Genomic DNA, 24,744 nt, shown 5'->3' with positions numbered 1-24,744 from the left:
AACATGCCGGACGTCAGCAACGCGAACAAGGCGATCGCCAGGACCGTCGCAGCCGTCTTCGGCGGAAGCCCGCGGGTGGTCGAATATCTCGACGCCGACGGGGCCAGCCGGGTCGCCGTCCTGCACTCGACCGACCATCCCTGGCCGGGCGTCACCGCCTACTGCACCATCGGCCTCTCCGACCTGGCGCTTCCCAGGGAGGTCAGCCCGCCGCTCGGCGTGGAGCTGCTCGCCGCCTGCGACTCGGCCCTGCATCCGCGGTTCGCCGAGGCACTGAGCACCGCCGCATTCTTCTGGATCAACGACGGCTGGGAGCCGGAACCGGGTGCCTGCTTCCGCGAGGTGCTGCGCATGCACCTGCCCGACACCCGGTTCCCGCACTTCTTCCTCACCGATCCCTACCTCTGGGAGGGGGAGTTCCGCTCGACGGCGGTCGGCGACAAGACCGTGGCCTGGCTGCTCGCCGTGCCGGTCAGCGAGACCGAGGCGGACTACGCCGAGCAGCACGGCCCGGACGCCCTGGAGGAGCTCTTCGAGCGCCACGAGATCGACATCACCGACCCCGAGCGGGCATCGGTCGTCTAGTGGCTCGCCGTCCAGGGCCGGCCGCCGTACCCGCCCGGTCAGGTCAGGTCAGGTCCAGTGCGCCGACGACCTCGCCGTCGAGCTGTTCGCCCGTCAGGCGGAAGCCGAGCCGCCGGTAGAACCGTTCGGGCCCGTGCTCGCCGGGTATCCAGGCCACGAAGGCCCGCTTCTCCCCGCGACGGCGCAACTCCGCGCAGACCGCCTCGACGGCGAACCGGCCGTATCCCCGGCCCTGTTCGCCGGCCGCGACGGTGAGCCGCCAGAGTCCGGAGCGGGGCTGGTCGGCCGGGTCGAGCCGCACCAGCAGGAAGGCCATCACGAAGCCGACGAGCCGGTCGCCGTCGTAGATCAGCCGGGGCCAGGCGACATCCGGCTGGGCGTACGCCTCGGCCAGGGACTGGGCCACCGGGGCGACAATTCCCTCCTGGTCGGGGCGGACCCGGAGCTGGCACGCGGCGACGACGTTCTCCGGAGTGATCCTTTCGAGCCGGGGTGACGGCGACATGCCGGCAGCCTAGTCCAGTCGTGCCGGCGTCCCCGTCCTGCCGGCGTCGGCGGTGCGGCCGGAGCAGCGGGGCGGACCGTTCCTCCAAGGCGGGCGGGTGGGGCTCAGTCGGCGAGCGGCAGCTCGATGGTGTGCGCGGTGTGGTTCGCCTTCGCCTTCAGGTAGCGGGCGTTGGCGGCGGAGAGGTGCACCCCGGTGGGAATCCGTTCGGCGACCGTCACGCCGAGCCGGTCGAGCTGTTCGGCCTTGTCCGGGTTGTTGCTCAGCAACGCGATCCGGTCCACGCCGAGCGTACGCAGCATCTGTGCCGCCACCGTGTAGTCGCGCTCGTCCTCGTCGTGGCCGAGCGCGACGTTGGCCTCGTAGGTGTCCAGCCCCACGTCCTGCAGCGCGTACGCGTCGAGCTTGGCGTACAGGCCGATGCCCCGGCCCTCCTGACGCAGGTAGAGCAGGAACCCGCCCCGGTCGCTGATCCGCTCGGCCGCCTCCCGCAGCTGCGGTCCGCAGTCGCACCGCTGGCTGCCGAAGACGTCTCCCGTCAGGCACTCGCTGTGCGGCCGTACCAGTGGCGCGGCCGGGCCGTCGGGGGACCGGCGCACCGCCGTCCGCCAGTCACCGAGTCCGAGGGCGAGGTGCTCCCGGCCGTCCACCAGGCCGTCGAAGGTGAAGACGCTCGCGGTCGCGGCGTAGCCGTCGGGGAAGCGGAGCGGTACGGTCACCTGCTGGCGGACGGTGGCGGGCGGAAGCGGCCCGAACCCGGCGAGCGTGTCGGGCGCCTCGGCGGTGGGTACCTGGCGCGGTGTGTGCGGCATCGGTTCTCCCTCTTGGGCTGGGGTGCGTACGCCCTGAAGATCTAGGGTGCCTGGATCCGGATCTGCCCGCAGGCCCGGGTGAGCAGGCAGGCGCGGACCGGACGGCTGGGTCATCCGGCCGGAACCACCGGACCGGCACCCGGGCGAGGTCGGCGTGAGCGGGCGCCGACGATGCGGAAGACTGGCCTCCCGCGCGGGCTGTTCATCGACGGAGAGGTGCAATCTGTGAGCGACCGACCGTACGTTCTGCTCAGCTGCGGCATGTCAATCGACGGTTACCTCGACAACGCGACCGGCACCCGGCTCCTGCTCTCCAACGACGCCGATTTCGACCGGGTCGATGCGGTCCGAGCGGAATGCGACGCGATCCTGGTCGGCGCGGGTACGGTCCGCCAGGACAACCCGCGACTGCTGGTCCGGTCGCCGGCCCGCCGCGCCGAGCGGGTGGCCCGAGGGCTGCTGCCGACGCCGCTGAAGGTGACGGTGACCGGACGCGCCGACCTGGACCCGGCGGCGCGGTTCTTCGTCACGGGCGACATCGACAAGCTCGTCTACTGCGCGACGCCGAGCCTGGACGAGGCGCGCAAGCGCCTCGGCGAAGTGGCGACCGTGGTGGACAGCGGCGACCCCGTCGACCTCGAACTGATCCTCGCCGACCTGCGGGCCCGGGGTGTGACCCGGCTGATGGTCGAGGGCGGCGGGACGATACACACCCAGTTCCTCACCGCCGGTCTCGCCGACGAGTTGCAGTTGGTGATCGCGCCCTTCTTCGTCGGCGACTCCCGGGCGCCGCGCTTCGTCGGCGACGGCCGGTTCCCGTGGGGCCCTGACCGGCGGGCGGAGCTGGCCCAGGTCTGCCAGATCGGCGACGTGGTGCTGCTGCGCTACGCCCTCTCGGAGCGCTTCGCCCCGACGTGATCGGGCTTGACCGGGACGTGACCGGGACTCGCCGGGACGTGACCGGGCGCCGCAGGGCGGAGCGCCGGTCACGTGACCGCTCTGGGTAGTGGGACCCGGGCGGTGCGTAGCCGCTCGGTCCGGAGCTGGTCGGTCCGGAGCTGGTCGGCCCGGAGCTGGTCGGCCCGGAGCCCGCTGAGCCAGCGGGCGACCAGCACGGCGACGCCGGGCAGGCTGGCGACGAAGGCGAGCACCCCGTACACCACCGCGACGGTGAGACCGAGCGAGGCACCCAGCCCGGCGGCGCCGAACGCCCAGGCGGTGACGCCCTCCCGGGGCCCCCAACCGCCGACGTTCAACGGCAACGCCATCGCGATCAGGGCCAGCAGCATCAGCGGCACGAGCCGGGTGAGCGGCGCCGACGACCCGGCGGCCCGGGCCGCCACCACGAAGGTGGCGAGATGTCCGACCAGCACCACGGCGGAGCAGAGCGCGATCCCCGGCCAGGTGTGCCGGGCGAGCAGCCCGAGGCGTACGTCGGAGACGGCCGTCCGGCACGCGCGACGCCACCGCGAGGACCTCGGTCGGGACCGGAGGAGGAACCAGCCGGCGAGGCCGAGGAGTACCGCGGCGGCGAGGACGAGCGCGACCGACCACCCGGCCGGGCCGGATCCCGCCCCGGCCGGCAGCGGTACGGGACCGGCGAGCAGCAACACCACCGCCCCGACGCCGATCAGCACGATCTGCCCGGCGGACCGCTCCAGGACCACCGCGCGGACACCCCGACCCACGTCGTCCACGTCCTGACCGTGCCGCACCGCCCGGTGCACGTCGCCGAGTACGCCGCCGGGCAGCGCCGCGTTGAGGAAGAGCCCCCGGTAGTAGTCCGCGACCGCCCTGCCCAGCGGCAGCCGGATGCCGAGACCGCGGGCCACCAGACACCAGCGCCAGGCGCTGAAGACCGTGGTCAGCAGCCCGATCCCGAGCGCGGCGAGCAGGGTGCCGGCGTCGATCACCCGTAGCCCGTCCAGGAACGCCCCGGTGCCGAGTCGCCACACCAGCAATCCCAGGATGGCGGCTCCGCCGAGCAGCCGGGCCCAGGCCCAGAACGTACGCCTCATGACGCTGTCCGGTCCGCCGCCACCACCGGCCCTGACGCCCTCGCCCCGCACATCCGCGACCCTCCTTCGATCGGTTCTGGCAGGTATACGGGGCAACCGGGGCTGCGGTTCATCCGTCCGCGGCGACCGGGCCGGCGGGGCCGTCCGCAGCGGGTAGGTCGGCGGGCCCGTCCGTGGCCAGTAGGTCGGCGTGCCCGTCCGTGGCCAGTAGGTCGGCGTGCCCGACGATCGCCCGCACTCCGCCGGCCGCCGTGGCGGCGAGCCGGCGGTCCAGGTAGGCGGCGGCCGGGGCGGCCAGTTCCGGTCTCTGTTCGACGGCGGCGCCCACCCAGCCGCGCAGCCACTGCGCGGTCAGCTCCGCCTGCTCCGGGCCGAGGTGCCACGGGCTGGGCCTGACCAGCACGGTCGCACCGAGCCGGCGGAACGCCTCCGCCGCCGCATCCACCGCGTCCGGGCCGAGGAGCCGCTGGCCGCCGGTCTCGCGCCGCTGGTGTGCGTCGAACGCGGCGGCGATCTCGGCGTCGAGCGGGTCGGCCGGGGAGAGTTCCACCTCACCCCGCACGGAGAGGGTCAGCAGGGCCGGGCAGCCGGCCTCGACGCAGGCTGTGGCGAGCCGTTCCACCTCGGCCGGGCTGAGCAGGTCGAGCAGGGCGGAGGCGGTGACCAGCGACGCCCCGGCGAGGTCGCCGGCGGTCAGCCGGGTGAGGTCGCCCTCCCAGGTCTCCACGGTGATCGGTGAGCCGTCGGCGGCGGTGGCCGGCAGGTGCTCCCGGGCGTGGTCGAGCAGACCGGCTTCGCGGTCGTAGAGGACCCAGTGCTGCGGGCCGGGTAGCTGGCCGGCGAGCCATCGCCCCATGGAGCCGCTGCCGCAGCCGAGGTCCCGGATCAGCAGCGGGCCGGTGCCGGGCAGCCGGTCGCGTACCGGTCCGAGCAGCTCGGTGGCGCGGGCGCGGGCGTCGGCCGGCTCCCGCAGCCCCAACCAGGCCAGACTGTACGGCGAGTCGTCGCCCCCGCCGACCGTTCCGCCCCCGCCGGTCGCCCCGTCCCCGCCGGTCGTCTCGGTCCTGCCGGTCGTCTCGGTCCTGCCGATGCCGCCGAGTCGGCCGGTTCGCCCGCTGCCCTCAGTCATGCCGTCTCCTCGTCGTGCTCACTGTCCCGGTCGTACCCTGTGCCGCCCTGGGCGTCGCCGTCACCGGCCGTGTCACCGGTTGCGTCGGCGGGCGCCGGATGCCCGACGAGCTTGGCGGGATGCCCGGCGAGCTTGGCGGGATGCCCGGCGAGCCTGGTCAGCACCTCGGCCAGGCCGGCGGCGGTGACGTCCCAGCCGGGCAGGCCGGTCCGCCGCCGCGCGGCGGCGGTGCGCAGCCGCTGTCGCAGGTCGGGCTCGTCGAACCAGCGACGCAGCGCGCCGGCCAGCAACGCCGGGTCGCCGGCCGGCACCAGCAGCCCCGGCAGGCTCCCGTCCGGCGCCCGCCCGACCGCCTCCGGTATCCCGTCCACCGCGCTGGCCAGCACCGGGATGCCCCGGGCCAGCGCCTCGGTGACGACCATGCCGTAGGGCTCGGACCGGGAGGCGAGCACCAGCAGGTCCGCGGCGGCGTACTCGGCCGCCAGGTCGGCGCCGCCACGCGGGCCGAGGAACCGGACCCGCCCGGTCAGCCCGGCCGCCTCGACCGAGCGGCGCAGCCCGTCGACCCACGCCGAGTCCCGGGGGGCCGGGCCGACGCAGCGGCAGCTCCACGGCCGGTCCGCCAGCGTCGTCAGCGCCTGGACCAGCACGTCGTGCCCCTTTCGCGGGGTGACCGAGGCGACGCAGAGCAGGCCGGTGGCGCCGTCCGTGCCCGGTGCCGGCGGTGCGGGCGCGACACCGGGCGGCACGACGTGCACCCGTCCGGGCGGCAGACCGTGCCGCTGCGCCAGCCGGCGTCCGGTCCCGGCGCTGGTCGCCACGACCGCCCCGGCGGCCCGCAGGGTGCGCCGTTCGAGGTTGTCGAGCCGGTCGGCCAGCTCCGCCGGCAGCCCGGTCTCGTCCCGCAGCGGCAGGTGCACCAGCACCGTCACCCGGAGCCGCCCGGCCGCCGGGACCACGATCTCGGGTACGCCGCAGCCCACCAGCCCGTCGAGCAGCACCACCGCACCGTCCGGTACGCCCGCGAGTGCGTCGGCCAGCGCCACCCGCCCGGCCTCCTCCGGCCGGGGCCAACGCCCCGGAACGGCGAGCTCGCGCACCTGCCAGCCGAGCGCGGTGAGCCCGGTGCAGACCTGGCGGTCGTAGGCGTTTCCTCCGCTCGGCGCGTCCGGGTCGTCGATGTCGCCGGGCAGCACCACGTACACCTGACCCGGGCTGCCCGCGTCACCTGTTGGCGGAGGGGAGGTCAAAGCGTCCGCTCGTAGCTGGCCCAGGCGATGTGTGACTCGTGCAGGGTGACGGTGATCCCGGTCAGCCCGTGCGCCCCCTCGCCGAGCGCTCCCGCCCGCACCCGGTCGGCCAGCCGGTCCGCGATGATCTGGGCCAGCGCCTCGGTCGAGGTGTTGATCCCGGCGAGCGTCGGCTCGTCGTCGAGGTTGCGGTAGTTCAACTCGCCCAGCACCTCGGCAAGCTGCCCGCTGGCCAGCCCGATGTCGACCACGATGTTGTCGGCGTCGAGCTCCGGCCGGCGGAAGGTGGCGTCCACGACGAAGGTCGCCCCGTGCAGCTTCTGGGCGGGGCCGAAGACCTCGCCCCGGAAGCTGTGCGCGATCATGATGTGATCACGGACGGTGATGCTGAACAAGGATTCTCCTCTGGTCCGTCCCGGTGGGGTGGTCCGCCGAGGCTACTGGTCGGTGGCCGCCTCGGCGTAGTCGACCACCTGGCACAGCGCGGGAAGCTCCCCGCTGACCAGCCGGGGCAGCACTTCGGGCAGCTCCTCGAAGCGGCACGCACCGGTGAGCAGGGCGTCGAACGCGGGGTCGGCGAGCAGCTCCAGGGCCAGCTCCAGCCGGTCGGCGAAGGTACGCCGCCCGCGCACGTTCGGTGACACCGTGCCGACCTGGCTGCTGCGTACCACCAGCCGGCGGGAGTGGAAGTTCTCGCCGAGCGGCACGCTGACCTGGCGGTCGCCGTACCAGCTCAGTTCGACGACGGTGCCCTCCGGGGCGAGGAGTTCGAGCGACCTCGTGAGCCCGGCCGAGGTGGCGCTGGCGTGCACCACCAGGTCGCGGCCGCCGGTGGCGTCGCCCGGGAGCGCGAAGTCGACGCCGAGCGCGGCGGCGATGCCCGCCCGGCCCGGATCCGCGTCGACGAGCTGCACCCGGACGCCGGGAAAGCGGGCGAGCAGGCCGGCCACGGAGCAGCCGACCATCCCGGCCCCGACGACCGCGATCCGGTCGCCGACCAGCGGCGCGGCGTCCCAGAGCGCGTTCACCGCGGTCTCCACCGTGCCGGCGAGGACCGCCCGGGCCGCCGGCACCCCGTCCGGTACGACGGTGACCGCCGACGCCGGCACGACATAGCGGGTCTGGTGCGGGTAGAGGCAGAAGACGGTACGGCCGACCAGATGCGCCGGCCCCGCCTCGACGACCCCGACGTTGAGGTAGCCGTACTTCACCGGGGCGGGGAAGTCGCCCTCCTGATAGGGGGCGCGCATCGTCGCGTACTGGGTCGGGGGGACGTGGCCGGCGAAGACCAGGGTCTCGGTGCCCCGGCTCAGCCCGGAGTGGAGGGTGCGGACCAGCACCTCGTCGGCACCGGGCGCCGGGAGTGGAACCGGCCGGATCTCGCCCCTGCCGGGTGCGGCGAGCCAGAAGGCGCGAGCACGCACGGTTGCCAACTCCTTTCCCTGGGCACTGAACCGAACGCGGGTGTTTTCCGTTTCCTCGGGGGTGGGCAGCGGCAACGATACGCGGCGCGTCGATCGCGCCAAACCGTTACGGAGGAACGTTGACTGTCAGTGATCATCTCGTCCCGGCATCCCTGGTCCGCCTGCGGCCCGCGCCGCATCGGGTGCGTCCGGTGCCCGTCGACGACGGCGACCCCTCGGGGGTCGGGCACACGCCGGCGGAGGTGGACGGGCCGGCGGTAGGGCTCGCCGCCCAGTTCGTGCTGCTGGCGGCGCTGGGCGCGACGATCGGGCTCGGTCCCGCCGGCTGGCTGGCCGGCTCGGCGTACGCGGTGGTCACCTGGCTGCTCCTCAGCCGTGGACTGCGCCGGTCCGGCGCGTCGAGGCTCGGCGCCGCCAACCGGGTCACGCTGGCCCGGTCGATCCTGGTCGGGGCGGTGACCGCACTGGTGGCCGCCTCCTTCTGGGCCCCGGCTCCGGTCGCCCTGCTGGTCGGCGTGGCGGCAGTGGCGCTGGCGCTGGACTGGGTCGACGGTCAGGTGGCCCGGCGTACCGGCACCAGCACCGCGCTGGGCGCGCGCTTCGACATGGAGGTGGACGCCTTCCTCATCCTGGCGTTGAGCGTTTATCTCGCGCAGTCCCTCGGCGCCTGGGTGCTGGCGATCGGCGCACTCCGGTACGCCTTCGTCGCGGCCGCCCGGGTGCTGCCGTGGCTCAACGCGGCGTTGCCGCACCGCTTCTCCCGGAAGACCGTCGCCGCGCTCCAGGGCATCGTGCTGGCGGCGGCGGGTTCCGGGCTGCTGCCGGGGCCGCTGGCCCGGGCGACGGTGGCGCTGGCGCTGGTGCTGCTCTGCTGGTCGTTCGGCCGGGACGTCGGCTGGCTGTGGGGCGCCCGGCACCGGCACACGGCGGCGCCCGCACCGTCCCGCTGACCCGGCCAGCGCCGACCCCGACCAGCGCCGGCCCCGGTCAGCGGAAGCGTTCGATGGTCACCGGGATCAGCCCCGCCAGCCGGGCCGCCGTGGTCAACTCGCGCAGCAGCGGGCCGATGGCGTCGTCCCGGTTTCCGGCCAGGTCGGCGGTGAGGTCGACGGACCAGGCCGCGCCGGCGCCGATGCGGCGCAGCTCCCAGGTGAAGGCGTCGCGGCCGATACCGCGACGAGCGGTGCCGACGATCCCGGTCGGTGCGGCGGTGTCGTGCTGCCGGGGCGCCATCCGCCAGGTGCCGAGCAGTGTGGTCAGGCCGTCCGGGTCGAGCCCGGCGGTGAAGAGGATCCGATAGCCCCGGGTCTCGAAGAAGCCGGCGGTGACCCGGGCGGGGCTCAGCCGCAGCGGTGCGGATCCGGGCAGCCGGGTGCCTTCCTCGAAGTATCCGCGCAGCGTCTCCTCGCCCGGCAGTTCGCCGCCGCCGAGATGGCGGTAGACGAATTCGACCTCCTGCCGGGAGACTCCGACCACCCGCTCCCGGAGACCCGCGTCGGTACGCATGCCCCGGCTGAAGGCCGAGGCGTCCTGCCAGCGGCGACTGCCGGCCGTCCACCCGGTGCTGTCGAGCCGGACCGCCGAATATCCCTCGCCGAGCGCGAACTCCTCGACGAGAATCCCCGCCGGTCCGGCGACGGCCGCGTTGTCGGGCCGGATCAGGTAGTAGTCCAGGGTCGACCCGGCGGGCAGCGGCGCCGGCGCCGGCCCCGGCCAGGGTCCGGCGCGGGACGGTTGCCGCGCCGACCGGCCCGATCGCGCGGATGATGTCGACACAGCATCTATTCTCGACCAGACGTCCCGCCCTACCGGTGCGGCTCGCCCGGCGTGCCGACCTGCCCGCCTGGAACCTGGCGGACCTGTACACCGAATCGGAGCCGCGGGTCAGCCGACCTCGGGCACGGTGGGTTCGTGCTTGTCGTACCGGCCGACGGTGCGCTGCCAGGCGGCCCGCCAGCGGCCGTCCGTGACGACCCGCCGCAACACCTCGTCGAGCCAGACCCGGAACGCCTCGTCCTCCCGGCGCAGGCCGATGCCGTACGGCTGCGCCGCGAAGGGCCTGCCGACCAGCCGGAGCCGGCCGGAGCCGGCGGCGACCAGCCCCACCAGGGTCGGCCCGTCCGAGGTGATCGCGTCGACCGCGCCGACGGAGAGCCGCTCCGCGCACTTCTGGTAGGTGTCCGTCGACACCAGGGCAAACGACCGCTCACCGAGGTGCTCTTCGAGCCGGTCACCGTGTGGGGTGCCGGTCACCGTGCAGACCCGCATCCCCGCGGTCAGCGACTCCGGGCCGTTTATCACGGTCTCGTTGTCGCGCACCACCAACTGCTGCCCCGGCAGGTGGTACGGACCGGCGAACGCGACCCGTCGGGCACGGGCCTCGGTGATGGTGTAGGTGGCGACGACGATGTCGGCCCTGCCCTCCTCGATGATCTGCTCCCGGGCAGACAGCGACGTTTCCGTCCACTGCACGCCGGCCGGATCGATGCCGAGTTCGGTGGCGATCAGCCGGCCGATCTCCACATCGAAGCCTGTCATCGTACCGTCGGGTTCCCGATAGCCGGTGCCGGGCAGGTCGAACCGGCTGCCGATGACGATCCGCCGCGCCGCCTGTAGCCGTCGCATGGTGGTGCCGTCGGCGAAGGCCGGCGGTGCCGATGCGCTCGGGGTGGGGTCGGCGGCCCCGCCGGCCCCGCGCCGGTCCCACCGCAGCGCCACCACGGCGAGCAGCACGCACACGGCCACCACGAGCGCCGTGGCGAGGAGGGCGCGACCGCGCTTCCGGGACGCCGCACGGACCGACGGGGCCGACGGGACCGGCCGGTCCGTCGACGGCGGCCCCGGTGCAGCGGCAGGCGGCGGCCCCGGTGCAGCGGCAGGCGGCGGCCCCGGTGCCGGCGGAGCGGTGCCGGCCGGGAGCATGTCGTCCGGCACCACCGCGAGAGCACCCTCGGCCACCACGAGCTCCGGCTGCTCCGTGACGACCGGCGCCACCCCGAAGGCCCGGTGCAGCAGGGTGGCGGCCAGTGGGATCCGGCTGGCGCCCCCGACGAGGACGATCGTCGCCGGTGCCGCCTGGGGGCCGGCCGAGCGGACGGCGGCGACCGTCAGTTCGACCGTGCGCTCCAGCACCACTCCGGCCAACCGTTCGAACTCCTCCCGGCCGATCGGCACCGCCTCCTCGAAGAGCGGCACGTGTACGTAGCCGACCGAGGCGCGGCTGAGGGTCTCCTTCGCCCGGCGCGCCTCGTCCCACAGGGTCAGGGCGGCCCGCCGGTCGGTGTCGTCACCCGGCGAGGTCAGCCGCCGCCAGCGGACCGGATCGCGGGCCGCCAGCATCCGGCCGGCGTACCCGACGAGCGCCGCGTCGATGTCCAGCCCGCCGGTCTGGGCGAGCCCGTCTGTGGCGAGCACGGTGAAGCCGCCCGTGGCGGTGCGCCGGACCACGGTGGCGTCGAAGGTGCCGGCACCGAGGTCGTAGACGACGACGTGACCACCGGTCGGCACGGCCCGCCCGCCGGACCGAACCAGGTAGCTCGCGGCGGCGACCGGCTCGGCGGCGAGCCGGGGCTCGGGCAGGCCGGCGCGCACGGCAGCGGCCACCAGCAGCGCCCGTCGGGTCGGGCCCCAGGTCGCGGGAGCGGTGAGCAGCACGGATCCGAGCGCGTCCGGCCCGGCCACCCGCCCGGCCTCCCCGGCGACCCGGGTGAGTGTGGCGGTGACCAGCGAGGTGACGGCGACCTCGCGGTCGCCGAGCCAGACGGCGCCTTCGTCGATCCGCCGTTTCGGGTGCGGCTCGAAGCCCTGCGGGCGCCGCCGGGCGGCACCGGTCGCATCCTGACCGGAGAGGATGGTGCCGTCGTCATCGACACAGGTGGCCGAGGCGAGGAGCGGCGAACCGTCGAAGAGCAGCGGACGGGTACGCCCGTCCGGCCAGCCCAGCACGGCAACCGTGTGCGACGTGCCGTAGTCGACACCCAGCCGGAATCCGCCGCCCGCCACCCCGGCAGCGTAGCGGCGGCCGGTTGTCCGTGACGCCCCGTGGCCCGCCTCCGGGCTGCCGGGCCCACCGGTTCCGGCCCACCGGTTCCGGCCCACCGGTTCCGGCCCACCGGTTCCGGCCCACCGGTTCCGGCCCACCGGTTCCGGCCCACCGGCAGGAGGCCCGGGTCGGCCCGGCCGACCATGACGGCGAAGAGCCCGGACGGGGCTCAGCGTCGGCGCAACGCCAGCACGGCGATGTCGTCGGTGATCTCCGCCGGGGTGAGTTCGGCCAGCAGCCGTTGACAGAACGCGTCGAGGTCCGGCTCGACCGTGGCCGCCGCGACCGCCAACTCGGCGAGCCGCTGGTCGAGGTCGACCTCGCGGCGTTCGACCAGGCCGTCGGTGTAGAGGACCAGGGTCGCGCCGGGCGGGAGGACGAACTCCAGGTCGGCCGGGCGCTGCGCGCGGACGCCGAGCAGCGGTGCGCGTTGCTCGACGAAGTCGGTCGAGTCGGTGACGAGCAGCGGCGGCAGGTGACCGGCGCTGGCCATCCGGACCCGGCCGGTCCCGGGTTCGAGGGTCAGCAGGCAGAGCGTGGCGAACTCGCCCGGCAGCAGGCTCCGGAGAAGTTCGTTGACCCGTTCCAGGATCGCGCCGGGCGGATGCCGCTCCACCGCGTACGCCCGGATCGCGTGCCGGAGCTCGGCCATCACCGTCGCGGCGTGCAGCGAGTGGCCCGCGACGTCGCCGATCGCCGCGACCAGCCGGCCGTCGATCACGGCGAGCTCGTAGAAGTCGCCGCCGACCTCGGTCTGCGCGCTCGCCGGCTCGTAGCAGACGGCGAGGTCGAGCCCGGCCACGTCGGGCAGCCGCTGCGGCAGCAGGCTGCGCTGGAGCATCACCGCGATCCGGTGCTCCTCGTCGTAGGAGCGCTGCGCCTCGACCGCCGTCGCCACCGCCTGGACGAGTTGGCTGAGCGTGTCGGACTCGGTGGCCAGCGCTGATTCCGGCACGGCCACCTGCACCGCCGGGCGGTCCGCCCGGAGCCGGGCGGTGGCGACGCAGACCCGTCCCGCGGGGCCGACCGGCAGCGGCCACTCCGCCGCCGGCACGAGGTGCATGCCCACGCCGACCGGTACCGCGTGCAGGTCGGCCGCCCACTCCCGGATCGTCATCCGCCCGCCGGGCCCGCCGACCACCGCCGCCCAGCGGCGGCCGTCGGCGTCCTGCCCGGCCACCGTCGCGCCGGTGCCGAAGATCCGGGCCGCTCCGCTCGCCGCCGCGTCCAGCAGCGGCGCGAAGGAGGTCGCGGTGTTCACCGCCAGGGTGGTCTCGACGAGGGCGGCGAGCCGGGCGGCGAGCAACTCGGCCCGGCTCCGGGCGCGGTAGTAGCGCAACGCCGCCTGGGTGGTGGCGATCAGCTCGTCCGGCTCGATCGGCTCGACGAGGTAGGCGTCGGCGCCCCGGGTCAGGCCCTGCGCCCGGTCGGCGACGCTTACCGCGTGCGCCGAGACGTGGATGACCGGCCGGGAGGCGTTGCGGGGATCGGCCTTGATCCGTTCGCTGACCTCGAAGCCGCTCATGTCGCCCAGCCGCACGTCGAGCACGACCAGGTCGATCTCCTCCCGCGCCATCCGGTCCAGCGCCGCGTGGCCGCTGTCGGCCTGCACCACCCTGAAGCCGGCCCGGGTGAGCCAGCTCACCAGCAGGTAGCGCTTTGCGGCGCTGTCGTCGACCACCAGGATGGTGGCGCCGGTGCCGACCTGCTCCGCGCCGCTCACGGCGACGGCCGCGGCGGTAGGTGGACGGTGAAGGTGCTGCCGGCGCCCGGCTCGCTGGCCACCCGCAGGTCGCCGCCGAGCAGCCGGGCCAGCCGGCGGGCGTACGGGAGGCCGAGCCCCGTGCCCCGGGCACCGGTCGGGGATCCCCGCCCCGGTACCTGGTAGAACTCCTCGAAGATCCGCTCCTGGAGTTCGGCCGGTACGCCGATCCCGGTGTCGCTGACCCGGATCGTCCAGCCGTCCCCGCCGGCCTGCGCGGTCATCCGCACCTCGCCGCGCTCGGTGAACTTGAGCCCGTTGTGCAGCAGGTTGCGCAGCACCTGGGTGAGCAGCACCTCGTCGGTGTGGATCAGCCCCGGCGGTGCGGGGTCGACCACGACCAGCGCCACCTCCGGGCGGGTGGCCATCGCGCGTACCGTGCCCCGGAGCTGGCCGAAGACGGTGCGCAGCTCGACGTCGCTCCAGTTCGGCTCGATCGCGCCGGACTCCGCCTTGCCGAGGTCGAGCAGGTCGTTGACCAGCGACAGCAGGTCGGATGCGGAGCCGCGGATCAGTTCCGCCTGCTCCCGCTGCTCGGCGGTGAGCGGGTCGGAGGCCGGGTCCAGCAGCAGCCGGGTCAGCCCGATCACCGCGGTCACCGGCGCCCGGAGCTCGTGGCTGACGTTGGCCAGGAAGCGGCTCTTGGCCTCGCTGGCCGCACGGAGCTGCACCGACCGCTCCTCCAGCTCGGCGTGCAGCGCGACGACGCCCCGGTTGGTCTGGTCGAGTTCCTCGGAGAGCTGGGTGTAGAGCGCCAGCACGCCCCGGTTGGTCTCGGCGAGTTCGTCGTTGAGCCGGGCCAGCTCGTCGCGCTGCGCCCGGGTCTGTTCCAGGGCCGCCAGCAGCTGCTCGTTCTGCTCGGCCATCTCCTCCAGCGGGGTACGCGGCGCCGTCGTGTTCAGGTTGTCGCGGATCATGTCGAGCCGGTCCCGGGTGAGCGGACCGGTCGGGGCGGGTATCCGGCGGGTCATCCGGATGACCGTCCGCCCGCCCTCTCCGGTCACGGTGAAAGTGTCGACCAGTCGGCCCACCACCACGGCCTCGGCGAGCGCCCGTTCCGGGCTTCCGGCCGGCAGGCTGGTCGTGACCTCGATGACCAGCGTCGCCGGTGCCGCTTCGACCATCGCCGGGAGGGCAGCGTCACTCCCCGCCGCCGGCGCATCCACCGTCACCGAGAAGGCGACGTCGGCGCGTGCCGGGGTGGACAGGGTGACGACCAGGTAGCGGCCGATCTCGCTGAGCGCGGTGGCGAGCCGGATCTGGTCCTGGTGCTCCAGGCCGACGGCGGCGGCGACCTCCCGACCGCGCTGGCGGACCAGGAACACGTCCGACTCGGCGCGTAGCGGCATCCGCAGCAGCGCGGGCCCGGTGGCCGTCCGGTCGGTCATGGTCGGTCCCCGGTCACGCCGTGGCCAGGGCGACGAGGACGCAGGCGTCGTCACGGCGTACGGCGGCGTCCCGCAGGATCGTGCCGGCGATCACCTGAGGTGAACGCCGCCGCAGCCCGGGGTAGTCGGCGAGGCGCCAGCGGTCGGTCACCCCGTCGGTGTGCATGACGAGGCAGGCGCCGTCCGGGAACGGGTAGTCGAATTCGCGCACGGTCCGCCGCTGGTGACCGACGATGCCCGGCATGGAGACCAGGCCGCGCCGCTCGTCGTGGTGCAGCACGCAGCCGGAGATGTTGCCGAGCCCGGCGTACCGGACCAGGCCGGCGGCCGGGTCGAGTTCCGCGACGGCGGCGGCCGCGCCCCGGGTGTGCGCGGTCGCCCGGTGCAGGTGCTCCAGCACCGCTGCCGGCGGCGCCGCCGGGGCGAGCTGGAACGCGTGTACGGTGGCCCGGGCCGCCACGGCGGCGAGTGGCCCGTGCCCGAGCCCGTCACAGACCAGCACCTGCCGGCGGCCCTCGACGGTGCGCACCGCGAACCCGTCTCCGCAGGACTGCTCGCCGCTCATCGGCCGGCTGACCCCGGCGGCCCAGGCGGGCTCGGGTGGCTCCGCCGGCCAGACCTGGACGGCGCTGACCGTCCCCCGTCCCGGCAGGGAGTAGAGGTCGGCCCAGCTCGACTGCCGGCTGATCGCCCCGAGCCCGATGCCGAGCGAGCCGGCTGTCGAGTGGCCGTCCCGGGTCGACGAGACGACGTCGCCCATCCCGGGGCCGGAGTCGACGGCGAGCAGCTCCACCCCGCCGACCGGGCCGCTGCGGGCCGGCCGGAGCAGCAGCAGCCCGTCGTCGGCGTGCTTGACGAGGTTGCTGGCGAGTTCGGCCGCCACGATCGCCAGGGCACCGCTGCGGGCCTCGTCCAGCCCCATCCGGCCGGCCAGCAGCTCGGCGGCCCGCCGTACGGTGCCGACCGCGCCGGCCTCCTCGACCTGGAACCACACACCGTCGTCGACGAGGCGGTCGTCGCCGCTCACATCGACCGCGCCCACTTCGTGATGGTGACCCGGGTGCCCTGCCCGGCACCGGTCTCCACCTCGAACTCGTCGACCAGCCGCCGGGCCCCGCCGAGCCCCAGCCCCAGGCCGCCGCCGGAGGTGTAGCCGTCGGTGAGTGCCAGGTCCAGGTTGGCGATGCCGGGGCCGTCGTCGGAGAAGACGATCCGGATGCCCCTGCGCCGGCCGCTGTCGACGACGCCGACCTCGACACCGCCGCCTCCGCCGTAGACCAGGGTGTTCCGGGCCAGCTCGCTCGCGGCGGTGACCAGCTTGGTCTGGTCGACCAGGGAGAGCGCGACCGCGACCGCGGTGGTGCGGACGAGTTGTCGGACCCGGACCACGTCGGCGTCCGAACTGATCGTCACGAGCTGGCTGGTGGTCAGCTCGGGGCCGCTGGTCAAGGCGCGGCCGTTGCCGGCTGGCCGGAGCCTGATCCCGGGCCGGAACCGGGGTCGAGGGCGAGCATCCAGGCCAGGTCCTCGGCCGAGTCCTGGGCGTCGACCGCATCGTCCCGGCGGGCCCGGGCCAGCAGCTCCATGCCGCGTTCGACGTTGAGCGCGGTCCGGATGCCGTGCAGCGACAGGCCCAGCTCGACGAGGGTGATCGCCACGGCCGGCCGCATCCCGACCACCACCGTCTCGGCGTCCAGCACCCGGGCGATCGAGGCGATCGTGGAGAGCATCCGGCCGACGAACGAGTCGACGATGTCCATCGCCGTGATATCGATGATCACGCCGTGGCAGCCGCTCTCCACGATCCGGTCGGAGAGGTCCTGCTGCAGCGCCAGGGCGGTCTGGTCCTCCATGTCCACCTGGATCGAGACCAGCAGCAGATCGCCGATCTTGAGGACCGGCACCCGGTCCATCAGGCACCCCGTCCGTTGGGGGCACCGGAGACGGTGCCGCTCGCCCGGCGGGACTTGTCGATCATCCGGAGGGCGTGCCGGAGCGCGTCGGCCAGGGTCGCCTTGGTCGCGATGTCACCGAACTCGATGCCGAGCGCCACGATCGTCTGGGCGATCTGGGGCCGGATGCCCGAGACGATGCACTCGGCGCCCATCAGCCGGGCCGCCACCACCGTCTTGAGGATGTGCTGCGCGACCTGGGTGTCCACCGCCGGCACCCCGGTGATGTCGATGATCGCGTACGGCGAGCCGGTCTCGACCAGCGTCTGCAACAGCCGCTCCATCACGACCTGGGCCCGTGCCGAGTCCAGCGTGCCGACCAGCGGGATGGCGACCACGCCCTCCCAGAGCTTCACCACCGGGGTGGAGAGTTCCAGCAACTGCTCGGCCTGCTCGGCGAGGAGTTCCTCGCGTGACCGGGCGTACCGCTCGAAGGTGAACAACCCCAGTTGGTCGACGACGCCGGAGGCAATTACGAAGTCCGCCAGCGTCTCCTTGTCTCCGGAGCGCAGGTCGAGCACGTCGACCAGGGCGTCCTTCAGGGCGAAGACGCTCACCGCCGTCTCGGTGGCGGTGAAACCCTGCTGGGCCCGGCTGCGGGACATCTCCGCGAGCGCGCCGCGCAGCGCGGCGGACCCCTCGGCGGCCAGGTCGAACGCCCCGTGGCCGAGGGCGGCGTGCAGCCCGCGGCGGAGCTCCCGCACCTGCTGGCGCAGCTCCGCCTCGGTCATCCGCCCCCGCAACGAGGCGGCGACGACCTCGGTCCAGCGATCTGTCAGCCGCTCCGACTGGCTGTCGAGCAGCGCCGCGAAGCGGCTGCTCTCCTCGGCCGTGATAGCCATCCTTCCCCTCCCCGGTGCAGGTCGCGGCCATGACGACGGCCGGACCGGCCGCTGGACTGTATCACCGGCCCCCGTCACGGCCACCTGACGACCGCCCTGGCCAGCCGGTATTGGCACCGCCGGATGCGTGCGGCGCACCGGCGCGCGGTGCGACCCGGCGCCAGCGAAGTGGCGGCGTCACCGGCCAGAAGTAGCGGCGTCACCGGCTACGAATTCAACCGGCGGGAGGGCGGGAGGGTGGGAGGGACCGTGAATCGATTTCGTGATCGACTCTGCGCGGGGGTTGACCGTTACCTTGTCGCTCTATAGGCTGACCTATGTCGATCTCATCGGCTGATCTATCGCGTGGGTCGCTGATCTATCACGTGAGCCGACAGCGGTCGCAATAGCGGACCCGGCAAGTCCTCAATGAATGCGCAACACAACACGGGGGTGTTGAGGTTGATTGCTTCGCTTATCTTTCCTGCCGCGTGCAATGACGGCACACCGGGCAACGTCCCGGAACAGCGCCGATCGCAGGGCTGGCCCTCCTCTCGTCGATGACGTCGTCCTGCCGGGGTGGGCGGCGTGGCGCCCGCCCGCACCCACGGCGGGCCGCAAGGACGGACTGACGAGGATCAACAGCCGCCAACACGGCGGGGAGGCGGTCGCTCACCGCCGCCGACCTTGATCCTCGTGTCGAGACCGCGCGACGGGCCGCTGACTCCACCAGGATGCGCGGCGATGCCGTCGACGGACGAACACTGACGCACTTACCGCACGGTGAATGCGATGTTCGCAATTTCAAGTGGCGTGGGGAGGCGACTCTTGACCAGCTGCGGGGGCATGACGCTGGCGGTTGTCGGAATGGGCCCGACCGGGGTGTCATTCGTCTGGCACCTCATAGACCAACTACACGAAGAGCGTCCCGACCGTCCGATCCGCCTGACGATCATCGACCCGTCGAAGGAAGCGGGTGCCGGCTTCGCCTTCGACTCCATGGACCGACTCAATATGCGGGCGGATCGGCTCTCGATCGATCCCCGTGCTCCCACCGAATTCGTGGACTGGCTGCGCGGCGGGCGCCACCAGCGACACTACGCCGACCTCGAGTATCCGCCGCGCCTGCTCTTCGGGCAGTACCTGAGGGACCGCTTCGACGCGGCCGTCGCATCGGCCGACCCCGCCCGGGTGACGGTCGAGCACTGGCGGACGACGGCGGTCGACCTCGAGAGGCTCGACGGGGCGTTCCGGGTGACCGACGTCCGTGGTGGCACGCGCACCTTCTCCACGGTGGTGCTGGCCACCGGCGAGTCGCGGTACGGCGCGCTGAGTCACCACGCCGGCCGACCCAACTTCATCGGGTCGCTGCGCGAGACCCGGCGCATCGACGACGTCCCGCCGGACGCCCACGTCGGCATCGTCGGCAGCAGTCTCACGGCCGTCGACGTCTGCGTACGGCTGCTGGGGCACGGGCATCGTGGCGCGATCTCCTGCTTCTCGCGCACCCGCGGGCTGCCGAAGGTGCAGGGGGCGACACACCTGCACCAACCGGCACTGCTCGGGCCGGAGTGGCTACGCCGGGTGACCCGCTCCGGGTCGCGGCGCATCCCGCTCCGCGCGGTGGCGAGAGCCGTGGAGCACGGGCTCAACGCCCGGGCGTCCGGCCCGTACCAGCCGGGTATGCCCGACCCGCGCGAATGGTTCTCGCGGGAGGGCCGGGCCCGTCGGCGGGAGCAGGACGAGAACCAGATCTTCCGGAACGCGGTGGCGGCCGCCGAGAACTCCCGTACGGCCTGGTACTACGCCCTCGACTCGCTCTCGCCCGGCACGCCGGCCATCTGGAACGCCATCGCCGAGCCGGACCAACTGCTCTTCCTGGCCAGGTGCCGGGCCGGATGGAACGAATACCGGCACAGCATGCCGCTGGTCAACGCCCGGGTGCTGCTGCCCGCCGTGGTGAGCGGGCAGTTGACCGTACGGACCGGATTCCGCGCCGTCTCGCCCACCGGCCCGATCGGTCGACGGCGGTGGCGGATCGCCACCCGCCGGGACGCGGCGGACCAGGTCTCCGACGTCCTGGTCGACGCCACCGGCGGTCAGCCGCTGATCGCCTGTCAACGGGACAGGCTGCTGGCCGCCGCGATCCGGCGCGGACTCCTGGTCGTCGACCCGCGCGGCGGGATCCGGGTCACCTTCGACACCTGCCGGGTCGTCACCGCGTCGGACGGACCCTGCCCGGACCTCCACCTGGTCGGGCCGATGACCTTCGGGACCCACTTCTACACCAACTCGTTCGAGACGAACCGCGACAACGCAAGCCGGGTGGCCCGGGACATCCGCGCGCGACTGGGCGGAGCACGACGCGAGTTCGTCACCACGACACCCGGTGACCGGTCGCACCACGCGGCCGGCGGGAGCTGACATGCGACGCCATCCCGACCTGCGGCGGAGCCTGCGACTGCGGCACGGCCAGACCTTCGCCTGGCGCCCCGCGGCCCCGGTCGACGCCGCGATGATCTGGACGTGGTGGACCAGGCCGGACCTGACCTACTGGGGCACGGCGCCGCGGCTCGGCCGGATCGGCCCGCCGCCGTACGACGCCGGCACCGTCCGGCAATACCTCGAGCTACCGCCGGAACGGCTCGGCGTCACCCCGCTCGTCGGAGCCCTGGACGGGACGCCGGTCGCCTACGCCGAGACGTACGCGAAGGGCGACAGCCCGCTCGCCTCCGTACCGGTGATCGAGGATTCTGCCCGGGGGTCGCACCTGCTGGTCGACCCGGTCGCCAGGGTCGACCGGAGGATCGTCTTCGAGATCGTCGTGGACGGTGTCGACTGGTCCTTCGAGACGTGGCCGGAGGCCGACCACTACATCGGGGACCCGGACGTACGCAACCGATCCATGCTGCACCTGCACAGCATGCTCGGCATGCGGCAGGTCGCCGTGGTCGAACTGCCGCACAAGACGGCCAGCCTGGTCGCGATCAGCCGTGCCGACTGGTCCGCGCGGCGGGAGCAGCTCGCCGCGGTGATTCGTCGATGACGCCGGAGGCGAAGATGACCGACCCGGGCCCCTCGCCCGTGACAGTGACCGAACTGCTCGAACGAGCCGCCGCCGCCGATCGGGGCGAGGTCGTCATCGCGGAGACCGGCGAGCGTGCCACCCTCCCGGAGCTGCTGGCGGCCGGCAGGATGGCGGCGGCGGAACTGCGCCGTGCCGGGGTACGCCCCGGCGCCCCGGTCGGCCTGATCACCGACAACGAGATGGTCTTCTTCCCCGCGTTCCTCGGAATCCTCTACGCGGGTGCCGTGGCGGTGCCACTCGCGATCCCCTCGGCGATGGGCGGCGTCGAGGCGTACTCGGAACACCTGCGCCGCGTGCTGGCGGACTCCGGCATGCGGCACGTCGTCGCGAGCCGGCGCTGCCGGCGGATCCTGGTCGGCAGGACGCCCGAGCTGCCGGCGGGGGTCCACCTCGTCCCCGCCGAGGAGCTGCCGGCCGGGGAGGAGCGACTGGTCGAGCCCGGCGGCGCGGAGTCGCTGGCCGTCATCCAGTACACCTCGGGCAGCACCCTCGCACCGAGAGGGGTGATGCTGACGCACCACAACGTGGTCGCCGGCCTCGGCGCGATCGGCGAGGGGTGTGCGCTGACGGCCGACGACATCGCCGGGCTCTGGGTGCCGCTCTTCCACGACATGGGGCTCTTCTCGACGCTCGCGGCACTCACCCACGGCCTGCGGGTCGTGCTCTGGCGGCCGGCGACCTTCGTCCGGCGGCCGGCGGAGTGGCTCGAGCAGTTCGCCGGCTACGGCTGCACGGTCACCACCGCCCCCAACTTCTGCTACGACTACCTCGTCGACGTGGCCGACTCGGTGCGCGGCGATCTCGACCTCTCGGGCTGGCGCCTGGCCCTCAACGGTGCGGAGCCGGTCAACGCGCGCACGGTCGAGCTGTTCCAGGGCACCTACGCCGGGCGGGGGCTCCGGCCACACGTGATCCTCCCGGTCTACGGGATGGCGGAGGCGACGCTCGGGGTGACGTTCTCGCGCGCGGGAGCCGCGCCCGACGTCTTCTGGCTGGACCGCGCGGACGCGTTGGCCACCGGGCGCGTGGTGCCGGCCGCACCCGGCACGCCCGGGGCGCGGCCGCTGGTCGGGGTCGGACGCCCGGTGCGGGGAGTACGGGTCCGCGTCGGTGGCGACGGAGCGCCGGAGGACGTGTTCGGCGAGGTCGAGATAACCGGCGAGCCGGTCACCGCCGGCTACTTCCGGCGGCCGACCGGCGAGCTGTTCACCGCCGACGGCTGGCTCCGCACCGGCGACCAGGGCTTCCTGCACCGGGGCGAGCTCTACATCGCCGGCCGGATCAGGAACATGGTGGTGATCCGGGGCAACAACTACTACGCCGAGGACGCCGAGGCGATCGTGCGGGACCTGCCCGGCGTCTATCGCCGGCGGTGCGCGGCCGTCGGTGGCGAGGACGAGCGGAGCGAGCGTCTCGTCATGGTGGTGGAGACCGGGGTCGAGTCGAGTGACCAGCGGCACCGGCTCACCAGTCTGATCAGGTCGGAACTCTCGGCCGGACTCGGGCTCTTCGACATCGCCGTCCACCTGGTCCCGCCCCAGACGATGCCCCGGACGAGCAGCGGCAAGGTGCAGCGCGCCAAGGTCCGCGCGAGCCTGCCGCCGGTGATCTGAGGGTCGCCCGCCCGGCCCGCCCGTTGCCCAACCAGCACCCCACCGGAAGGGACTGCCCATGTTCGACCCGCACGCGACGGTGGAGCACCAGGTGCGCACCGTCATCGCGAACCTCCTGCACCATCCGGTCGAGACGGTCGACGCGGACGCCGGCCTCTCCGACCTGTCGGGGCTGGATTCGCTCACCCTCTTCCAGATCCTCGACGCCTTGGAGAAGAGGTTCGAGATCTCGCTCGACGAGTCCGAGCTCTACGGGGCCAGCTCCCTCGCCGACCTGGTCAAGATCGTGGAGCTCAACCTCGCCGAGGTGGCGGCACCGTCCGGTGAGCCCGGAGCGTCCGGCCCGGCGGGGCGCCCCGACCCGGAGGGTGCCGACCATGAGCGCGCCTGACACGGTGGACGCCACGGAGGTGAGCCTCCGGCCGGACGATCTCGTCCTCCTCGCGGCGCGGGTCGCGGGCAGCCGGGACGCGCAGACCCCCCGATTCCTGCCGGCGCTCGAACGACTGCTGGCGGCGGTGCCCGGTGCCCGGCTCAGCCCGCCGGGCCGGCGGGTCCTCCGCGACACGGTCGTCGCCCACCTCGTCACCCAGATCGAGGCCGGCCGGCTGGTCGAGGAGCATCCGGAGGTCGAGGAGGTGCCGGTGCCGGCACCGATCGTCGTCACCGGCATGCCGCGTACGGGGACGACGGCCCTGCACAACATGCTCGCCGAACACCCCGATCTCCGGGCACCACTGCTGTGGGAGCTGCTCGCGCCGGCCGCCGCGGCCGATCCGACCCGGCAGGGGACGCTGATCCAGCAGGCAGACCGCTACGTCGAGCAGTACTACGCCGCCGCACCCGCGTTCCGGGAGCTCCATCCGCTGGACGCCCTGCGGCCGGACGAGTGCCACCGGCTCGTCGCGGCGACCTTCTCCAGCGAGATCTACGCGCAGCGGTATCACCTGCCCGACTACCTCGACTGGCTGGCCGGGCAGGACATGCGCGACGCCTACGCCTATCACCGCACCCTGTTGCGGTGCCTGCTGTGGCGGCCTCCGGGCGGCACCGTGGTGCCGGACGGCGGCACCGTGGCGCCGGGCGGGCACGTGGTGCTGAAGTGCCCGACCCACCTGTGGCATCTCGACGCTTTGGCCGAGACCTACCCGCGGGCGAAGGTGGTCCGGCTGCACCGCGATCCCGCCGCCGCGCTGGCGTCGGCGAGCAACCTGACCGTGGTGGTCCGCTCCGCGAGCGGATCCGGGGTGGACCGGGCCGCCATCGGTCGGCAGTGGCTCGACCACGCCTGGCAGGGGCTCGCCGGCCTGCGTCGTGGTGACCGGCCGGCGCCGGGCGTCGAGACCCTGGACATCCGCCAGCGGGATCTGCTCGAGGATCCGTTGCGGGTGGTCGGCGAGGTCTGCCGGTTCGCCGGTGTGCCGATGCCGGCGGAGGCCGGCGACCGGATCCGGCGGCACCTTCGTGCGCAGTCGTCGAGCCCGGCCGCCGCCCCGGGATACGCGCTCGCCGACTTCGGGCTGGACCGGGCCGAGATCGAGGAGCGGTTCGCCGACTACCGCGCCGAGTTCGGCGTCTGAGACGAGGGCGGCGGTGCGCCGCCCGGAAGGGTTTGGGACACCATGACGGAGATCATCAGCCAGCTCGGCAGCGTCCACCGCGCGATCGGCGAGCGGGCCATCCCCGCTGGCGACGCGCGTACGGTCCTGCTGCGGCGGAGCTACGCGGCGCCGGTGGACGAGGTGTGGACGGCGATCACGGATCCCGACCGGATCGGGCGCTGGTTCCTGCCCGTCACCGGCGACCTGCGCCGGGACGGCCGGTTCCAGCTCGAGGGAAACATCAGCGGCACGGTGCAGCGCTGCCAGCCACCGCGGCTGTTCACCCTCACCTGGGTGCTGGGCGGCAGTCCGGCGTCCGAGGTCGAGGTCCGGCTGGCGCCGGAGGCCGGCGGCACCCTCCTCGAGCTCGAACACGCCGCACTCGTCGACGAGCGCTTCTGGGCCGAGTTCGGGCCGGGCGCCACCGGCGTCGGCTGGGATCTGGCCCTGCTCAGCCTGCACCTGCACCTCTCCGGCGAGGCGATCCCGATCGACGATCCGGCGACGAGCCAGCATTCGCCGGAGTTCACGGGGTTGGCGGCGGAGAGCAGCCGTGCCTGGGGGGCGGCGCTCGCGGCCGCCGGAGCGACGCCGGCCGAGGTCACCACGGCGGTCGAACACAGCGTCGCGCTGTACGCCCCGCCGGCCCGGATGTTCGCCACCAGATCGTGGATGCGTGCCAGCCGGGCGGCGTTCCTGCGCCATTTCGTGTCGCCCTCCGGGGTACGCGGCTGACCCGCCGCACACCGACGAC

Annotated in this window: 24 protein-coding genes; 9 read left to right on the top strand and 15 right to left on the bottom strand. The window is 73.8% G+C overall.

Annotated features, from left to right (window positions below):
• The first annotated feature begins 3 nt into the window (after positions 1–3).
• Positions 4–585, top strand: coding sequence for a suppressor of fused domain protein (locus ACN27G_RS22785; RefSeq protein ID WP_421494801.1), 582 nt, complete (start codon positions 4–6; stop codon positions 583–585).
• A 43-nt stretch (positions 586–628) separates the two neighbouring features.
• Here ACN27G_RS22785 and ACN27G_RS22780 read toward each other — a convergent pair whose 3' ends face one another.
• Complete coding sequence (locus ACN27G_RS22780) at positions 629–1,090, bottom strand: GNAT family N-acetyltransferase (protein ID WP_421494800.1); 462 nt, start codon at positions 1,088–1,090, stop codon at positions 629–631.
• A 104-nt stretch (positions 1,091–1,194) separates the two neighbouring features.
• Entirely contained in the window at positions 1,195–1,902 is a 708-nt protein-coding gene (locus ACN27G_RS22775) for a GTP cyclohydrolase II (protein WP_421494799.1), read from the bottom strand.
• 225 nt (positions 1,903–2,127) lie between these two features.
• Here ACN27G_RS22775 and ACN27G_RS22770 point away from each other — a divergent pair, with 225 nt between their 5' ends.
• The gene (locus ACN27G_RS22770; RefSeq protein ID WP_421494798.1) at positions 2,128–2,820 is read left to right on the top strand and encodes a RibD family protein; all 693 of its coding nucleotides are present in this window, start codon (positions 2,128–2,130) and stop codon (positions 2,818–2,820) included.
• Between the two features lie 68 nt (positions 2,821–2,888).
• Here the strand turns inward: ACN27G_RS22770 and ACN27G_RS22765 are convergent, their stop codons facing one another.
• The 5 genes from ACN27G_RS22765 to ACN27G_RS22745 form a co-directional block, all read right to left on the bottom strand.
• Complete coding sequence (locus ACN27G_RS22765) at positions 2,889–3,920, bottom strand: lysylphosphatidylglycerol synthase transmembrane domain-containing protein (protein ID WP_421494797.1); 1,032 nt, start codon at positions 3,918–3,920, stop codon at positions 2,889–2,891.
• Between the two features lie 109 nt (positions 3,921–4,029).
• A complete protein-coding gene (locus ACN27G_RS22760) occupies positions 4,030–5,049 on the bottom strand; it encodes a methyltransferase domain-containing protein (RefSeq protein ID WP_421494796.1) in 1,020 nt (339 codons plus the stop codon).
• A complete protein-coding gene (locus tag ACN27G_RS22755) occupies positions 5,046–6,254 on the bottom strand; it encodes a glycosyltransferase family 4 protein (RefSeq protein ID WP_421494795.1) in 1,209 nt (402 codons plus the stop codon). Before ACN27G_RS22755 ends, ACN27G_RS22760 begins: the two co-directional genes overlap by 4 nt.
• A gap of 41 nt (positions 6,255–6,295) precedes the next feature.
• Complete coding sequence (locus ACN27G_RS22750; protein ID WP_421494794.1) at positions 6,296–6,694, bottom strand: 6-pyruvoyl trahydropterin synthase family protein; 399 nt, start codon at positions 6,692–6,694, stop codon at positions 6,296–6,298.
• Between the two features lie 42 nt (positions 6,695–6,736).
• On the bottom strand, positions 6,737–7,723 hold the full coding sequence (locus ACN27G_RS22745; RefSeq protein WP_421494793.1) for a zinc-dependent alcohol dehydrogenase: 987 nt from the start codon (positions 7,721–7,723) through the stop codon (positions 6,737–6,739).
• Positions 7,724–7,914: 191 nt separating this feature from the next.
• Between ACN27G_RS22745 and ACN27G_RS22740 the strand changes: the two genes are divergently transcribed.
• On the top strand, positions 7,915–8,673 hold the full coding sequence (locus ACN27G_RS22740; RefSeq protein WP_421494792.1) for a CDP-alcohol phosphatidyltransferase family protein: 759 nt from the start codon (positions 7,915–7,917) through the stop codon (positions 8,671–8,673).
• Positions 8,674–8,710: 37 nt separating this feature from the next.
• Here ACN27G_RS22740 and ACN27G_RS22735 read toward each other — a convergent pair whose 3' ends face one another.
• The 8 genes from ACN27G_RS22735 to ACN27G_RS22700 all read right to left on the bottom strand — a co-directional run bounded on the left by ACN27G_RS22735 (position 8,711) and on the right by ACN27G_RS22700 (position 17,709).
• A complete protein-coding gene (locus tag ACN27G_RS22735) occupies positions 8,711–9,499 on the bottom strand; it encodes a hypothetical protein (protein ID WP_421494791.1) in 789 nt (262 codons plus the stop codon).
• Positions 9,500–9,607: 108 nt separating this feature from the next.
• Positions 9,608–11,725 carry an Hsp70 family protein gene (locus ACN27G_RS22730; RefSeq protein ID WP_421494790.1) on the bottom strand — a complete coding sequence of 706 codons (2,118 nt, stop codon included), beginning with the start codon at positions 11,723–11,725 and terminating at the stop codon, positions 9,608–9,610.
• 209 nt (positions 11,726–11,934) lie between these two features.
• A complete protein-coding gene (locus ACN27G_RS22725; protein ID WP_421494789.1) occupies positions 11,935–13,488 on the bottom strand; it encodes a SpoIIE family protein phosphatase in 1,554 nt (517 codons plus the stop codon).
• Positions 13,485–14,915 carry an ATP-binding protein gene (locus tag ACN27G_RS22720; protein ID WP_421494788.1) on the bottom strand — a complete coding sequence of 477 codons (1,431 nt, stop codon included), beginning with the start codon at positions 14,913–14,915 and terminating at the stop codon, positions 13,485–13,487. The genes ACN27G_RS22725 and ACN27G_RS22720 overlap by 4 nt, the downstream gene beginning before the upstream one ends.
• A gap of 13 nt (positions 14,916–14,928) precedes the next feature.
• The gene (locus ACN27G_RS22715) at positions 14,929–15,957 is read right to left on the bottom strand and encodes a SpoIIE family protein phosphatase (protein ID WP_421494787.1); all 1,029 of its coding nucleotides are present in this window, start codon (positions 15,955–15,957) and stop codon (positions 14,929–14,931) included.
• Positions 15,939–16,364: an ATP-binding protein gene (locus ACN27G_RS22710; RefSeq protein WP_421494786.1), complete on the bottom strand. Its 426-nt coding sequence runs from the start codon at positions 16,362–16,364 to the stop codon at positions 15,939–15,941. Before ACN27G_RS22710 ends, ACN27G_RS22715 begins: the two co-directional genes overlap by 19 nt.
• Positions 16,361–16,828 (bottom strand): STAS domain-containing protein, encoded by a 468-nt coding sequence (locus tag ACN27G_RS22705; RefSeq protein WP_421494785.1) that lies wholly within the window; start codon positions 16,826–16,828, stop codon positions 16,361–16,363. The genes ACN27G_RS22710 and ACN27G_RS22705 overlap by 4 nt, the downstream gene beginning before the upstream one ends.
• Positions 16,828–17,709, bottom strand: coding sequence for an STAS domain-containing protein (locus ACN27G_RS22700; protein ID WP_421494784.1), 882 nt, complete (start codon positions 17,707–17,709; stop codon positions 16,828–16,830). Before ACN27G_RS22700 ends, ACN27G_RS22705 begins: the two co-directional genes overlap by 1 nt.
• A 771-nt stretch (positions 17,710–18,480) precedes the next feature.
• Between ACN27G_RS22700 and ACN27G_RS22695 the strand changes: the two genes are divergently transcribed.
• From ACN27G_RS22695 to ACN27G_RS22670, 6 genes are read left to right on the top strand one after another with little or no spacing between them, the layout of a single operon-like run.
• Positions 18,481–20,112, top strand: a complete 1,632-nt coding sequence (locus tag ACN27G_RS22695; protein ID WP_421494783.1) for an FAD/NAD(P)-binding protein — start codon at positions 18,481–18,483, stop codon at positions 20,110–20,112.
• A gap of 1 nt (position 20,113) precedes the next feature.
• Positions 20,114–20,734, top strand: coding sequence for a GNAT family N-acetyltransferase (locus ACN27G_RS22690; RefSeq protein WP_421494782.1), 621 nt, complete (start codon positions 20,114–20,116; stop codon positions 20,732–20,734).
• A gap of 14 nt (positions 20,735–20,748) precedes the next feature.
• The gene (locus tag ACN27G_RS22685) at positions 20,749–22,389 is read left to right on the top strand and encodes an AMP-binding protein (RefSeq protein WP_421494781.1); all 1,641 of its coding nucleotides are present in this window, start codon (positions 20,749–20,751) and stop codon (positions 22,387–22,389) included.
• Between the two features lie 58 nt (positions 22,390–22,447).
• Complete coding sequence (locus ACN27G_RS22680) at positions 22,448–22,780, top strand: acyl carrier protein (RefSeq protein ID WP_421494780.1); 333 nt, start codon at positions 22,448–22,450, stop codon at positions 22,778–22,780.
• The gene (locus tag ACN27G_RS22675; protein ID WP_421494779.1) at positions 22,767–23,969 is read left to right on the top strand and encodes a sulfotransferase family protein; all 1,203 of its coding nucleotides are present in this window, start codon (positions 22,767–22,769) and stop codon (positions 23,967–23,969) included. Before ACN27G_RS22680 ends, ACN27G_RS22675 begins: the two co-directional genes overlap by 14 nt.
• Before the next feature lie 42 nt (positions 23,970–24,011).
• Positions 24,012–24,725 (top strand): SRPBCC family protein, encoded by a 714-nt coding sequence (locus ACN27G_RS22670; RefSeq protein WP_421494778.1) that lies wholly within the window; start codon positions 24,012–24,014, stop codon positions 24,723–24,725.
• The last annotated feature ends 19 nt before the right edge of the window (positions 24,726–24,744 follow it).

This window comes from Plantactinospora sp. WMMB334 (assembly GCF_049179095.1).
Classification (GTDB): Bacteria; Actinomycetota; Actinomycetes; order Mycobacteriales; family Micromonosporaceae; genus Plantactinospora.
This window is presented reverse-complemented; position numbering and strand designations above follow the sequence as displayed.